Here is a 13,445-nt window from a genome sequence, read left to right as displayed (position 1 = left end):
GACAGGGGTTCAGTGGGTCGTGGTCGACAATAGCCCCATGAACAATCACGAGGTACTGGTCCCGATGCGGTGGTCGGACATGGATGCGTTGCAGCACATCAACAACGTGTCGATGCTGCGACTGCTGGAGGAGGCGCGCATCCGGTTCATGATGCGATTCGGCTCCGGACCGGACTCGGGTCGGGTCACGATGTTCGTCGCGCACCAGGAGATCGACTACGTCCGCCCGCTGCTGTACTCGCAGGAGCCCGTGCGGATCCTCATGCGCGTCACCAGGATCGGCGGGTCGGGCTTCGACATCGGCTACGAGGTGCTCGGTGCGGACGGCGAGACCGCCGCGTTGTCGGAGGCGTCCATGGTCGTGGTCGACGGTGCCGCGTCCGGCCGCCCCGCCCCGATCCCGGACGCGCTGCGCGCGCAGCTCGAGGAGCTCCTCGGCGAGCCCGTGCCCTTCCGCCGGCGCCGCGAGAGCGTGTAGCCGCCGCGTTACCCGGTGCGTTCCGGCCGGACCATCGCCGCGAGGTAGCGGCGCGTCATGACCGCCTGCAGGAGGCGGCCGACGGGCGCGCCCAGCCGGGTGTACCAACGCCCGGGGCGGGAGAATGCGCTCACGACGGCGACCACGGCACCGTCGGGCCGCAGTTCGACGGAGAAGAGCTCCTCGCCGCTCTCGGGGTGCCCCGGCAGCGTGCCGTAGGCGAAGCCGGCCCGGCCGGGCTCGTCGACGACGTAGATCACGCGGCAGGGGATGCGGATGGGGCCGAACAGCGGCGTGGTCATCACCATGACGGTGTCCGCCTCGGCGCGCGGCGTGCTCGCCCGGACCCGCAGCCCGGCTCCGCGCTGCATGCCGTAGGCGAGGATCGACTCCTGCACCCCGGCGAAGTCCTCGGGACCGTGGCCCACGATGCGTTCCGCGCGGAAGGCGTGCGCGTCGCCGGGCGGGGTGCCCCGCGTCGCCCCCACCTCGGGGTAGGTGAACGGGGCCCGCGCCAGTGCCTCCAGGTCCGTCATACCGCCCGACGGTACGCCGTCGTCCCGGGCCGGACGGGCGGTCACCGTCGGGCCAGGCGGGCCGCGGCGACGGCCCCGACGACCCCGGACGCGATCACCGCGATGCCGTGCCAGCCCGTGAGCGTGACGGACTCCTGCAGCACGACCGCGCCGAGGACGGCGGCGCAGACCGGCTCGGCGAGGGTGATCGCGGGCAGCGACGCCGAGATCGGCGCGGGCTGGAAGGCCCGCTGCTGCAGGTACATCGCGCCGATCCCGCACAGCACCAGCACGTAGAGCCGCCAGTCGGTGAGCAGCCGGACGGTGTTCGCGAGGAACTCCGCGTGCTCGTAGGACGTGAGCACCGGCTTGGTGAGCACCGTCGCGACGCCGAACAGCGCGCCGGCGGCGACGCCGAAGGACAGAGCCCGCGCCGACCCGGGCAGCGTTCGGACCAGCCCGACCCCCGTCGTGGCCACCGCGACGACTCCCACCACGACGAGCGCGGGCAGCCACGTGGCGCCCGGGGCGTCGGGGACGCCGTCGGTGGGGCGGCCCGCGACGAGGAACGCCGCCAGCGCCACCGCGAGGACTGCGGCCCACGTCCATTCCCGGACCGTGACCCGGGTGTGGTTGAGCAGCGCCGAGATCGGCAGCGCGAACAGCAGCGCCGCCACGATGAGCGGCTGCACCACCAGCACCGGGCCCAGCGCCAGCGCCCAGGCCTGGAAGGCGTAGCCGCCGAGGTCGCCCACGAGGCCCAGCCACCAGCGGGGCCGGCGGATCAGCTCCGCGATGAGCGATGCGTCCTCGTGGACCCCGGCCGCCTCGACCTGCTGGGCGGCGGATCCGCACGCGAACAGGAAGGCGGCGACGAGGGCGAGCAGGATCGAGGCGGCGGTGGCGGACACGCGTGAAATCTACGCTCGTCGTGGGGTGCGACCGCACACGCGCTAAGTTCGGATTCAACATCTGCGGCTGAAGGAGTGAGTGTGGCGAAGGTCGAGAGCCGGATCGAGATTCCGCTTCCCCCGGACACGGCGTGGGAGAAGGCTGCGGACCTCGAGACGCTCCCGCAGTGGGTGACCCTGCACGACGGCTGGCGCGGCCCGCTGCCCGAGCTCGCGCAGGGGGCGCGCATCGCCTGCGTGCTCAAGGCGAAGAACTTCCGCAACCGCGTCGAGTGGGTCATCACCGAGTACGACCCGCCGCGGCGGCTGGTGCTCGACGGCAAGGGCGTGGCGGGTACGAAGTACAAGCTCACCGTGAGCATCGCGCCGTCCGGCGCGGGGTCGACGGTGGCCCTACGCGCGGACCTCGGCGGCGCGCCCCTGTTCGGGCCGATCGGGGCGACGGTGGCGCGGGCACTCAAGGGAGACATCGAGGAATCGCTGCAGCGGTTCCAGCGGATGTTCGCCGAGTAGTAGGCGGAGCGAGGGCGACGGAGAGGACGAGCGCGTGGAGCTCACGGACCTGGTCGGTGCCGCAGTCCGCGGCGGCCTGAGCTGGGGTTCCGACACGCTCGCCCGGCTGCGGCAGCGTGCGGGCATGGACGGTCCGCGCCCGTGCGACGCCCTGATCCTCGACGTCGACGACACGCTGGTCGACACGTCCGCGGCGATGCGTGCGGCTGCCCGTGCCGCCGCGCTGGAGGTGTGGCCCGAGTCGGGCGCCGCGGCGCGAGAGGCCTTCGCGGAGCATTTCCTCAGCGACCCGCGCGGCATCTTCGACCGGTACACCGCCGGGGAACTGCGGTTCCACGAGATGCGCAAGGCTCGGATCGCGGCCGCGGCGCAGGATCTCGGGCTGCTGTGGGAGCCACGGCGCTACCGCCGGTACTGCAGCGGTTTCGATCCGGCGTTCGCGGCGGCGCAGCGGCTCTTCCCGGACGCGATGCCGGCGGTGCAGGCCGCGGAGCGGTGGGGGATCACCGTGGTGCTCCTCACGAACTCGTCGACGGCCGCCACCCGGATGAAGCTCCAGGTACTGGGCGTATCCGATCGATTCCCGCATGTCGTCACCACCGACACCCTGGGGATCGGCAAACCCGACCCCGCGGTGTTCCTGCACGCGTGCGAGCTCGCGGGTGCGGCGTCCGAGGACTGCATCGCCGTGGGTGACAGCTACGCGAACGACGTGGCCGCCGCGCGGGACGCGGGGCTGCGGGCGCTGTGGCTCGACAGGACCGGCACAGGCGTCGGCGGCGAGCCGCCCGCGATTCGGTCCCTGGCCGAGCTACCTGCGGCGTTGACCCGGGCGGTCTGATCCCGAGAGTTCGCGCGGGCGTCGAGGACGGTTACCGAAGCGTCGAAGGCGTTTGCGGCGTCTACTTCCGTGGTGAGTCGTCCTTGAGGACGCGGTACACGGCGTAGCCGGCGAACCACAGTGTGGCCACGACGCAGAGGCCGAACAAGACGTCGAAGAAGATCACCATCGTCGATTCACCGTCACTCTCCACATGGAGAGGAAGGTAGCACGATAGCCTCTCCATGTGGAGAACTCGTCGCGCGAGGTGTTGTTGATCGCCGGTCTGGACCTGCTCGGCGAGTGTGGGTTCACAGGGTGGTCGATGCGCAGGGTCGAGGATGCCGCCGGCGTGCCCCACGGGACCGCGAGGCACCACTTCTCGAATCAGCGCGGCCTCATCTTCGCGATGGTGCGCCACCTCCTGAGCGTCGATCAGCCCGCAGAGAACGAGACTCCACACCAGCAGATCACGCGGTGGCTGGGTGTCGAATCAGGGTGGACCAGAGCCAGGTACGAGCTGATCGTCGCTTCGTTCCATGACGAGGAACTGGCGCGCGAGCTTGTCGGCGCTCGAGATCGGCTGGTGAGTGTCCTCGTGAGCCGTGGAATGGCCCGCGACGACGCTGCCTGTGTGGCAGCCTCGCTGGACGGTCTCGTGCTCGATGCGGTCCTGCGTCGCAGCCCGGCCGAGTCGGTGGACGCGGAGGCACTGATCGCGAAGTGGCAGCCGGCGCAGTAGCGGCGCGCCATGCGTCAGATGCCCCGATCGCAGCCGGTCGTCCGACTTGTCGGACGCTCGTGTTAGAACTGCGCACATGCTCACCGTGCACCGTTCCGAACGTGGCGACGTCCTCGTGGACGCGCTGGCGGACGTGCTCGCGGTGCCCGCAGCCGACCCGTTCCGCCCGGAACTGATCGCCGTCCCGGCGCGCGGCGTGGAGCGCTGGATAGTCCAGGGCATCGCGTCCCGGCTGGGCATCGCCGCGAACATCGAGTTCCCCACGCCCGCCGCGCTGGTCGCCGAGTCGGTGGCCGCGGCCTCGGGCATCGCGCCCGACGACGACCCGTGGCGCGGGGAGCGGCTCGTGTGGCTCGTGCTCGCGGCGATCGACGAGATGGCCTTCGAGCCGGCCGGGTCGGTCCTGGCCCGGCACCTCGGGGTGGTCCGTCCCGGGGGCTGGGCCGCGCAGCCCGGGCACCGTCCCCGGCGGCGGTACCCCACCGCGGAGCTGCTCGCGGGTCTGCTGCGCTCCTACGGCGCGAACCGGCCCGGCATGCTGGTGGACTGGGCGGCCGGCCGCGACACCGACGGCGTCGGCGGGGCGTTGCCCGAGGATCTGCGCTGGCAGGCCGAGCTCGTCCGCCGCGTCCGCGGTCTCGCCGGGGTCCCCAGCCCCGCCGAGCGGCTCGACGTCGCGTGCGCGCGGCTGCGGGCGGAGCCCGACATCGTCGACCTGCCGGAGCGGTTGTCGGTCTACGGCCCCACTCGCCTCCCCGCCGACCAGGCGGCCGTCCTCGCGGCGCTCGCCGCGGGACGCGAGGTGCACCTGTGGCTCCCGCACCCGAGCCCGGCGCTCTGGGCGGAGCTGTCCGAGGATGCCGCCCCGCCCGCCGGGCCCGTGCCCCGTACCGTCGGCGGCCCGACCGCGACGAATCCGCTGCTCGCGTCCCTCGGGCGGGAGGCGCGGGAGCTGCAGGCGCGCGTCGCGCCCCTCGCGGGCGCCGATGTGCACCATCCGACGCCGGCCCGTCCCGCCACCCTCCTCGGCAGCGTGCAGTCGGGTATCGCCGACGATGCACCGCTCGCCGCGGGACTCACCGCGGACGGCTCGATCGAGTTCCACGCGTGCCACGGTCCGGCACGGATGATCGAGGTGCTCCGGGAGCGGCTGGTCCGGCTGTTCGAGGACGATCCGACACTGCAGCCGCGCGAGGTCCTCGTCACCTGCCCGGACATCGAGACCTACGCGCCGCTCATCCGCTCCGCATTCGGCCAGGCCGTGGTGGACTCCGGCGGTCCCGGCCCGGCGGGGGAGGCGATGCACCCGGCTCAGCGGCTCCGGGTGCGCCTGGCGGACCGGGCGCTGCGGTTCACCAACCCTCTGCTCGACGCGCTGGTCACGGTCCTCGAGCTCGCCGACGGTCGCGCGACCGTCGCCGAGGTGCTCGACCTGGCCGCCACCGAGCCGGTGCGGCGCCGATTCCGGTTCAGCGACTCGGACATCGAGCGTCTCCGCGAGTGGGCCGGTCCGTCCGGCGCACGCTGGGGCCTCGACGAGGCGGCGCGCGAGCGCTACGGGCTGCGCGGCTTCCCGCAGAACACGCTCGCCACCGCGCTGGACCGGATCGTGCTGGGCGTCGTCGCGGACGAGACCGACGGCCAATGGCTGGGCCTGGGCCTGCCGCTGGACGATGTGGACTCCACCGACATCGACCTCGTCGGCCGGTTCGCCGAGTACCTCGACGTGCTCACCCGCGCGACCGCGGAGAGCCGCGGCCGCCGGCCGGCCCGGGACTGGGCGGAGTCGCTGCAGCGGCTGGTCGGCGAGATCGGGGCGGTACCCGCCGCGGACGCGTGGCAGGTCACCCAGGCCGGCCGCGAGCTGACGGCGGCCCTGCGCGACGGCTCGGACCGTGACCTCACGCTCACCGAGGTGCGCGCCATGCTGGGCTCGCGCCTGGGCGCCAAGCCCACGCGCGCCAACTTCCGCACGGGTGAGCTCACGGTCTGCACACTGGTGCCGATGCGGTCGGTGCCGCACCGCGTGGTGGTGCTGCTGGGCCTGGACGACGAGGTGTTCCCGCGGTCCACGCGGTACTCCGGCGATGACGTCCTGGGGCGCACGCCGTGCGTCGGCGAGCGGGATCCGCGCGCGGAGGACCGGGAGCTCTTCCTCGACGCGGTCACCAGCGCCACCGATCGGCTGCTGGTCTTCTACACGGGTGCGGATCCGGTCAAGGGCACGCGGCGCCCGCCGGCGGTCCCCGTCGCCGAGCTCCGCGATGCGGCGCGGGCCCTCCTCGCCGACGCGGGGGCCGCGGACGGCGAGGACGCGGAGATCCCGGGGCTGGAGTTCCGGCATCCGTTGCAGCCCTTCGATCCCGGCAACTTCGACCCGGCCCGGTTCGGACTGGGCGCGCCCTTCTCGTACGACCCCTCGGCCTACGCGGGGGCCAGGGCTGCGGCATCGACACCGGAGCCGGTGCCGCCCTTCCTCGCCGCGCCGCTGGCCGCGTCCGCCGTTGAGGACGTCGATCTCGATGCGCTGGTGCGGTTCTGCGAGCACCCCGTCAAGGCCTTCCTGCGGCAGCGGCTCGGCTTCACCGTGCCCGATCAGGACGACGAGCTGGCCGAGGCGCTGACGATCGCGCCGGACGGCCTGCAGCAGTGGGAGATCGGCGAACGCATGCTCACCTCCGCACTGGCGGGCACGCCGCCCGAGCGGTTCGCGGCGGCCGAGATGCGGCGCGGCACGCTGCCGCCCTTCGCCCTCGGCTCGGCCGTCCTCGATCGGGTCGCGGCCGACGTCGCCGACCTCGCCCGCGTCGCCGGCCCGCACCTCGTGGGCGCCGCCGCGACCATCGACATCGGTGTGGACCTGGGGGACGGGCGCAGGCTGGTCGGATCCGTCCCGGCCGTGCGGCCCGACGGGGTGGTGCGCGCCTCGTTCAGCAAACTCGCGGCGAAGCACCGGGTCTCGGCGTGGGTGTCGTTGCTCGCGCTCGCCGCCGGGGGGTACGAGGAGCGCTCGGCCCTGATCCTGGGGCGCGGGTACCGGGGCGTGTCGGCGTCGCGGCTCAAGGCCCCCTCGGATCCGATCGCGGAGCTGCGTGCGTTGGTCGACCTCCGGGACCGCGGGCTCGCCGAGCCACTGCCGCTGTTCCCGAAGTCCTCGCCGGCGTACATCGCGACCGCGCTCGGCGGCAAGAGCACGAAGATCTCGCTGGAGGCCGCCCGCGCCGAGTTCGACGGGAAGTTCGGCGACGGGACGGATCGATCCATCCGGTACGCGCTGGGCGAGTCCGCCTTCGACGACGCGCTCGGCCCGCCGGAGGGCACCGAGGCGGAGTTCTCCCGTGCGGGAACGCGGTTCGGCGCGCTCGCCGCGCGGCTGTGGGTGCCGATGCTGACGCACGAGGAGCTGTCATGACAGCCCGTGAATCGGTGCTCGGGGTGACCCCGTTCGAGCTCACCGGACCGCTGCCCACCGGCGGCGCCACCACCGTGCTCGAGGCGAGCGCCGGCACCGGCAAGACCTACGCGATCGTCGGGCTGCTCACTCGGTACGTCGCCGAGGGCGTCGCCGAGCTGGGGGAGATGCTGCTCATCACCTTCTCCCGGGCCGCCACCCAGGAACTGCGGGAACGCGCCCGTGCGCGGCTGCTCTCCGCCGAACGCGCCCTGCGCGCCCCGGAGTCCGCCCGCACCGCCGACGACGAGCTGATCCGGCACCTCGCCGCCGGGGACCCGGACGAGGTCGCGCTGCGGCACCGCAGGCTGGTCGCGGCCCTGTCCGACTTCGACGCGGCCACCATCACCACCACCCACGGCTTCTGCCAGCGGATGCTCGACGCGCTCGGCCTCGCGGGCGACCTGGAGCCCGGGGTCACGTTCGTCGAGGACATCGGCGATCTCGTCCAGGAGGTCGCGGAGGACGCCTATCTGGCGATGTTCGCGGGGCGGCCGCGGCCGCCCTTTCCGCTGCCGATCGCGCTCCAGTTCGCGCGCACCGTCGTCGCGAACCCCCGCGCGGCGATCACGCCGCGCGACGCCGCCGAGGGCTCCGATGTCGCGTTGCGCGTCCAGTACGCCGCCGCGGTACGACAGGAGGTCGAGCGCCGTAAACGGGCCGGCAGGCTCCGCGACTTCGACGACCTGCAAGGACTGCTCCGCGACGCGCTGACCGACCCGAATCACGGGGAGCGGGCGTGCGCGCGGCTGCGGGAGGCGTACTCGGTGGTGCTCGTCGACGAGTTCCAGGACACCGACCCCGTCCAGTGGGACATCCTGCACGCCGCCTTCCACGGCAGCCGCACGCTCGTGCTCGTGGGTGACCCGAAGCAGGCCATCTACGCCTTCCGCGGTGCGGAGGTCTACAGCTACCTCGAGGCGTCGAAGGCCGCCACCACGCATCAGGCGCTGGATGTGAACCGCCGTTCCGACGGCCCGCTCGTCGACGCCCTGCAGCACCTGTACGGCGATGTCGCGCTGGGGGATTCGCAGATCGTGGTGGGCCGGGTCAGCGCGCACCACCCGGAGTCCCGGCTCGACGGTCCGCCGCTGCGGCTCCGGTACCTCGGGTCGACCGGGGTGGGACCCAAGACCCAGTACGGGATCCCGCGCGTGCCCGGCGTCCGCGCGGCGGTACTGCGCGATGTCGCCGCCGACATCGTCCGGACCCTGGTCGCCGAGGAGCGCTACGACGACGGTGACGACGCCGGGCCCCGGGTGCTGCAGCCGCGCGACATCGCCGTGCTGGTGCGCAAGAACGAGCACATCGCCGAGCTGCAGGTGCTGCTGCAGGGCCTCGGCGTCGCGGCGGTCGCCGCGGGCGGCGCCAGCGTGTTCACCACCGCGGCCGCCGTCGACTGGCTGCGGCTACTGCAGGCCCTGGAGAACCCCGGCCGCGGCGACCGGGCCCGCCTGGCCGCGCTCACGCCCCTGTTCGAGTTCACGGCCCGCGACCTCGACGAGCGCGGCGACGAGCTGGTCTCCGAGATCAGCGGCCGCCTGCGGACGCTCGCGGGGATCTTCGCCCGCTCGGGCTTCGCGGCGATGTTCGACGCGCTCGCCACGCGCTCGCGGTTCGACGAGCGGATGCTCGGCCGGATCGGCGGCGAGCGCACGCTCACCGACCTGCGGCACGTCGCGGAGCTGGTGCAGCACGCCACCGTCACCCAGGGCCTCGGACTGGGCGCCGCGACCCGCTGGCTGGCAGAGCGGATCGCCGACCCGGGCCGCGGCGGCACCGCCGATCCCGCGCGTCGCCTCGCGACCGACACCGAGGCCGTGCAGCTCATGACGGTCCACGCCAGCAAGGGCCTGCAGTTCCCCGTGGTGTACCTGCCCTTCGCGTGGGACTCCTTCGGCGGCTTCGGCGATCGTGACACCTTCACCTTCCACGACGCGGGGGAGCGGCTGGTCGATGTGGGCGGCAAGGACGCGCCGGGCTACGGCCAGCGGCTCGGGGTCTCGCGCGAGGAGGAGGCGGCCGAGGAGCTGCGCCTGCTGTACGTGGGCGCCACGCGGGCGCAGTCGCGACTGGTCCTGTGGTGGGCGCCGAGCACCACCACGAAGGGCTCGCCCCTGCATCGGCTGCTGTTCTCGGAGGTCGGTGGCGGCCGGGTGCCGGCGGAGCAGGCGCCCATCCCCAACGACGACGAGACCGGCGCGCGACTGCGGGAGTGGGCGGCGCAGGTCGAGGCGGCGGTATCGATCGAGGCCGTGGACCTGTCCGCCCCCAAGCCCCCGCAGTGGCGGCCGCCCTTCGCCGGCTTCCCGGAGCTGGTGCTCGGCCGTGCCGAGCGCCGGATCGACCCGACCTGGCGGCGCACGAGCTACTCGGCGCTCACCGCGGATGCCGCGCACGGCCCCGCGGAGGCCGCCCCGGACACCGGCAGCGAGCCGGACGAGCCCGGCGTCGCCGACGAGCCTCTCGACGAGCCCATGGTCGAGGCCGCCGTGCCGGACGCGGACGGCGCGGGCGGCGCACCGTCGTCCCTGATGAACGGGCTGTCGGGCGGTGCCGTGTTCGGCACCCTCGTGCATGAGATCCTCGAGCACGTCGATACCGGCGCGCCCGATCTGGAGGCCGAGGTCCTCACCCGGTGCCGCGAGGCGGCCGAATTCGGCGCGGTGCCCGACGATCCCGCGGAGCTGGCGACGGCGCTGGTCGCGGTGCTGCGCACGCCACTGGGAGCCGGCGGCCTGGCCGGGCTGACCCTCGCCGAGGTCGCGCCGGCGGACCACCTCGCCGAGCTCGACTTCGAGCTCCCGCTCGGCGCGGACGGCGGCGCAGCGGCCACGCTGGCGCAGATCGCGGATCTGCTCGACGAGCACGTGCCCGCCGATGATCCGCTCGCGCCCTACGCGGAGCGGCTGCGCGAGGTGCCGGGCGCCGCGCTGCGCGGCTACCTCACCGGCAGCATCGACTCGGTGCTCCGGGTCACGGGCCCCGACGGCGCCGTCCGGTACACGGTGGTCGACTACAAGACCAACCGACTCGCGCGCGGCGACCTCACCACCGCCGACTACACCCTCGAGGCGATGGCTCGCGAGATGATCTCGTCGCAGTACGTGCTGCAGGCCCTGCTGTACTCCGTTGCGCTGCACCGGTTCCTGACGTGGCGGGTCCCGGGGTACCGGCCGGAAACGCACCTCGGGGTCGTGCAGTACCACTTCGTGCGCGCCATGATCGGTCCCGAGACCCCGCCCGGCGCGGGTGTCTTCGAGTGGCATCCGCCTGCGGCGCTGGTCGCCGCGGTCTCCGAGGCGCTGGCGGGAGGCGCGTCATGACCACCGCCGAGAAGAGCCTGCTGCGGACCTTCGCCGACGCGGGCGTTCTGGGCCCGGCCGACGTGCACGTCGCGGCCGCGCTCGGTCGCCTCGGCCGCGAGACGGACGAGGCGGTGCTGCTCGCCGCCGCGCTCGCCACCCGCGCCGTGCGGCTCGGTTCGGTGTGCCTCGAGCTCTCCCGCCTGCGGGACGTCGCGGTCGACGGTGACGGCGAGGTCGACGTGGACGCCCTGCCGTGGCCGGAGCCCGCCGCGGTCCGCGACGCGTTGCGCCGCAGCCCGCTGGTGGTGGGTGGCGCGGCCGGCCCGCTGCGGCCGCTGCGGCTGGTGCGCGACGAGCTCCTCTACCTGGACCGGTACCACCGCCAGGAGGAGACGGTGCGCGCCGTGCTCGACGCGCGCGGGGGCGCCGCGCCGGGCGTGGACGTGGCGCGTCTGCGCGAGGGCCTGCGGGAACGATTCCCCGAGCCGGGCCCGGACCGGCAGCGGCTCGCGGCCGCCGCCTCGGTGCTCGGGCAGACGACGGTGCTCGCCGGCGGACCCGGCACGGGCAAGACCTACACCGTCGCGCGGATCCTCGCGCTGCTCTTCGACCAGCACGGACCGGACCTGCGGGTCGGGCTCGCCGCGCCCACGGGGCGAGCGGCCGCGCAGCTCGCCGGCGAGGTCCGCACCCAGGGCGCTGCGCTCGGTCTGCCGCGGGAGATCCCGGCGCAGACGATCCACCGCATGCTCGGCTTCAAGCCGGGCAAGGCCAGCCGGTTCCGGCACGACGCGACCAACCACCTGCCCTACGACGTGGTGGTCGTCGACGAGACCTCGATGGTCTCGCTGACCATCATGTGCCGGCTGCTGGAGGCGCTGCGGCCCGAGGCGAGGCTCATCCTCGTGGGCGACCCCGACCAGCTGGCGTCGGTCGACGCGGGTGCCGTCCTCGGCGACCTGGTGGCGCGCGGGGTGACCACGGCACCGTCGCCGGAGTTGGAGGCGCTGCTGGTCGACGAGCGGGCGCGCACGGACGGCGACGAGGAGGTCCTCGACGAGGCGGAGCTGCGCGAGGCGCGCCGGGGAGTGGTCCGGCTGCGCCGCGGCCGCCGATTCACGGGCGCGCTCGGCGAGCTCGCCGACGCCGTCCGGCGCGGCGATGCGGACCGGGTGATCGAGCTCGCCCGCGACGGCGGGGGCGGCGCGATCGAGTGGTGCGAGCCGGACGACGTCGAGGGCCTGCGCACCGACGTCCGAGCCGCGAGCGCCGCCACCGTGGCCGCCGCGCAGCGGGGGCTCGCGGCGGACGCGGCCACCGGGGTGCAGCAGCACCGGGTGCTCTGCGCGCACTCGGAGGGGCCGTCCGGCGTCACCCGGTGGGCGCAGCTCGCCGAGGAGTGGGCGGGCGCGCGCAGCGCAGGGGCGGGCTGGTACGCCGGGCAGCCGCTGCTCGTGACCGCGAACGACTACGACACCAAGGTCTACAACGGCGACGTCGGCGTGGTGATCGCCCATGACGGCGACCCGTCGGACCTGCGGGCCGCGTTCGCGCGCGGCTCGGACGTGGCGCTGCTGTACCCGAACCAGCTGGTCGCGGTGCGCACGGTCTACGCCATGACGATCCACCGCAGCCAGGGCAGCCAGTACGACGCGGTGTCCGTGGTGATTCCGCCCGCCGATTCGCGGCTGCTCACCCGTGAGTTGCTCTACACCGCCATCACCCGTGCCCGGCGCAAGGTCCGGCTGCTCGGCGGGGAGGACGCGCTGCGCGCCGGCGTGCAGCGGCAGGTGTTGCGCGCGAGCGGTCTCCGGGGCGAGGGTGGAGCATGACCGAACGCAGGCGCGTGCTCATCCAGGGGGCCGGGGCGGTCGCCGCCGCCGCGGGCGCCCTGCTCGCCGGGACCGGCGCCGAGGTCCGAGCGGCCTCGCGTCGCCCCGGGGCGATGCTCACGGCCGTCGCGCCCGACGGTGCCGTCACCCACGTCCCGGTGGTGCCTTACGCGGAGGTGGCGCCGGGCACCGTCGACCTGCTCGTCCTGACCTCCGCGCCCGGCGAGCTGGCACCCGAGGTCGCGACCGCCCTGATCGCCGTGGAGGCGCCCACGGTCGGGGTGACCAGCCCGGTGATCGGCGACGCCGCGATCGCGCAGCGGATGTTTCCCGGAGCGGAGGTGGCGACGCTCGCGCCGGGCCTGCTCTCGTTCGCGACCTCCCGCGGCACGGAGACGCGCGCCGAGTACTGGGTGCCGCCGCTCGCCCCGGCGTTCGCCGCCGTCGCGGTCGACGGTGCGTCGGAACTGCCGCGTCGGCTGGCCACGGACTATCCGAAGGTGGTCGGCCGGACGCCGGCGAAGGCCGCCGACGCCGTCGGTGTGCTGATGGTGCCCTACGCGGCCGAGCTGGCGGTCGTCGGCGGCGACTGGCCGACGTTCCTGCGTCGGCTGCGCCGTCCGGGTCGGGCGATGGCGGAGGCGATGCGCGCCGACATCGGGCTGCCCGTGTTCGCGCCGCCACCGATCGTGGTGCGCGCCGTGCTCCGGCAGCTGGACCGGACGGTGCCCTTCGACTTCCCCAAGTTCGCCGGCAACCACTTCGTCCGGCATGCCGAGCAGAGCCTGCGCATCCTCGACGCCTGGCGGGCCATGACGCCCCGCGCCACTCCCGCGCTCGATTCGCTCCGCGGCGACCTCGCCGCAGCGCTCTAG

At 74.1% G+C, this 13,445-nt stretch carries 11 protein-coding genes; 8 read left to right on the top strand and 3 right to left on the bottom strand.

The window, feature by feature from the left end:
* The first annotated feature begins 37 nt into the window (after nt 1-37).
* Nucleotides 38-478, top strand: coding sequence for an acyl-CoA thioesterase (locus tag AXK60_RS04355; RefSeq protein ID WP_068569789.1), 441 nt, complete (start codon nt 38-40; stop codon nt 476-478).
* A gap of 8 nt (nt 479-486) precedes the next feature.
* Here the strand turns inward: AXK60_RS04355 and AXK60_RS04350 are convergent, their stop codons facing one another.
* Both AXK60_RS04350 and AXK60_RS04345 read right to left on the bottom strand, forming a co-directional pair.
* Nucleotides 487-1,014, bottom strand: a complete 528-nt coding sequence (locus tag AXK60_RS04350; RefSeq protein ID WP_082777774.1) for a DUF1990 domain-containing protein — start codon at nt 1,012-1,014, stop codon at nt 487-489.
* Nucleotides 1,015-1,055: 41 nt separating this feature from the next.
* Nucleotides 1,056-1,904, bottom strand: a complete 849-nt coding sequence (locus AXK60_RS04345; RefSeq protein WP_068569788.1) for a DMT family transporter — start codon at nt 1,902-1,904, stop codon at nt 1,056-1,058.
* 81 nt (nt 1,905-1,985) lie between these two features.
* On the opposite strand from AXK60_RS04345, the gene AXK60_RS04340 reads away from it, so the two are divergent.
* The gene (locus AXK60_RS04340; RefSeq protein ID WP_068569787.1) at nt 1,986-2,417 is read left to right on the top strand and encodes a type II toxin-antitoxin system Rv0910 family toxin; all 432 of its coding nucleotides are present in this window, start codon (nt 1,986-1,988) and stop codon (nt 2,415-2,417) included.
* A gap of 34 nt (nt 2,418-2,451) precedes the next feature.
* The gene (locus tag AXK60_RS04335) at nt 2,452-3,258 is read left to right on the top strand and encodes an HAD family hydrolase (protein WP_068569786.1); all 807 of its coding nucleotides are present in this window, start codon (nt 2,452-2,454) and stop codon (nt 3,256-3,258) included.
* 61 nt (nt 3,259-3,319) lie between these two features.
* Here the strand turns inward: AXK60_RS04335 and AXK60_RS27770 are convergent, their stop codons facing one another.
* Nucleotides 3,320-3,451, bottom strand: a complete 132-nt coding sequence (locus AXK60_RS27770) for a hypothetical protein (protein WP_269451173.1) — start codon at nt 3,449-3,451, stop codon at nt 3,320-3,322.
* Between the two features lie 33 nt (nt 3,452-3,484).
* Here AXK60_RS27770 and AXK60_RS04330 point away from each other — a divergent pair, with 33 nt between their 5' ends.
* From AXK60_RS04330 to AXK60_RS04310, 5 genes are all read left to right on the top strand, one after another.
* The gene (locus AXK60_RS04330; protein WP_231855574.1) at nt 3,485-3,979 is read left to right on the top strand and encodes a TetR/AcrR family transcriptional regulator; all 495 of its coding nucleotides are present in this window, start codon (nt 3,485-3,487) and stop codon (nt 3,977-3,979) included.
* Between the two features lie 76 nt (nt 3,980-4,055).
* Nucleotides 4,056-7,391, top strand: coding sequence for an exodeoxyribonuclease V subunit gamma (gene recC, locus AXK60_RS04325; RefSeq protein ID WP_068569785.1), 3,336 nt, complete (start codon nt 4,056-4,058; stop codon nt 7,389-7,391).
* Nucleotides 7,388-10,756, top strand: a complete 3,369-nt coding sequence (locus tag AXK60_RS04320; protein WP_068569784.1) for a UvrD-helicase domain-containing protein — start codon at nt 7,388-7,390, stop codon at nt 10,754-10,756. Before recC ends, AXK60_RS04320 begins: the two co-directional genes overlap by 4 nt.
* The gene (gene recD, locus AXK60_RS04315) at nt 10,753-12,570 is read left to right on the top strand and encodes an exodeoxyribonuclease V subunit alpha (RefSeq protein WP_068569783.1); all 1,818 of its coding nucleotides are present in this window, start codon (nt 10,753-10,755) and stop codon (nt 12,568-12,570) included. Before AXK60_RS04320 ends, recD begins: the two co-directional genes overlap by 4 nt.
* Nucleotides 12,567-13,445 carry a DUF885 domain-containing protein gene (locus tag AXK60_RS04310; RefSeq protein ID WP_139057728.1) on the top strand — a complete coding sequence of 293 codons (879 nt, stop codon included), beginning with the start codon at nt 12,567-12,569 and terminating at the stop codon, nt 13,443-13,445. Before recD ends, AXK60_RS04310 begins: the two co-directional genes overlap by 4 nt.

This window comes from Tsukamurella pseudospumae (genome assembly GCF_001575195.1).
Classification (GTDB): Bacteria; Actinomycetota; Actinomycetes; order Mycobacteriales; family Mycobacteriaceae; genus Tsukamurella; species Tsukamurella pseudospumae.
Note: the sequence above shows the minus strand (reverse complement) of the source record. Positions and strands in the feature narration are given on the sequence as shown.

Excerpts from the sequence above, each read along its gene's own strand:
- recD (WP_068569783.1), top strand. The coding sequence starts at position 10,753 with ATGACCACCGCCGAGAAGAGCCTGCTGCGGACCTTCGCCGACGCGGGC.
- AXK60_RS04320 (WP_068569784.1), top strand. The coding sequence starts at position 7,388 with ATGACAGCCCGTGAATCGGTGCTCGGGGTGACCCCGTTCGAGCTCACC.
- AXK60_RS04310 (WP_139057728.1), top strand. The coding sequence starts at position 12,567 with ATGACCGAACGCAGGCGCGTGCTCATCCAGGGGGCCGGGGCGGTCGCC.
- AXK60_RS04355 (WP_068569789.1), top strand. The coding sequence starts at position 38 with ATGAACAATCACGAGGTACTGGTCCCGATGCGGTGGTCGGACATGGAT.
- AXK60_RS04350 (WP_082777774.1), bottom strand. The coding sequence starts at position 1,014 with ATGACGGACCTGGAGGCACTGGCGCGGGCCCCGTTCACCTACCCCGAG.
- recC (WP_068569785.1), top strand. The coding sequence starts at position 4,056 with ATGCTCACCGTGCACCGTTCCGAACGTGGCGACGTCCTCGTGGACGCG.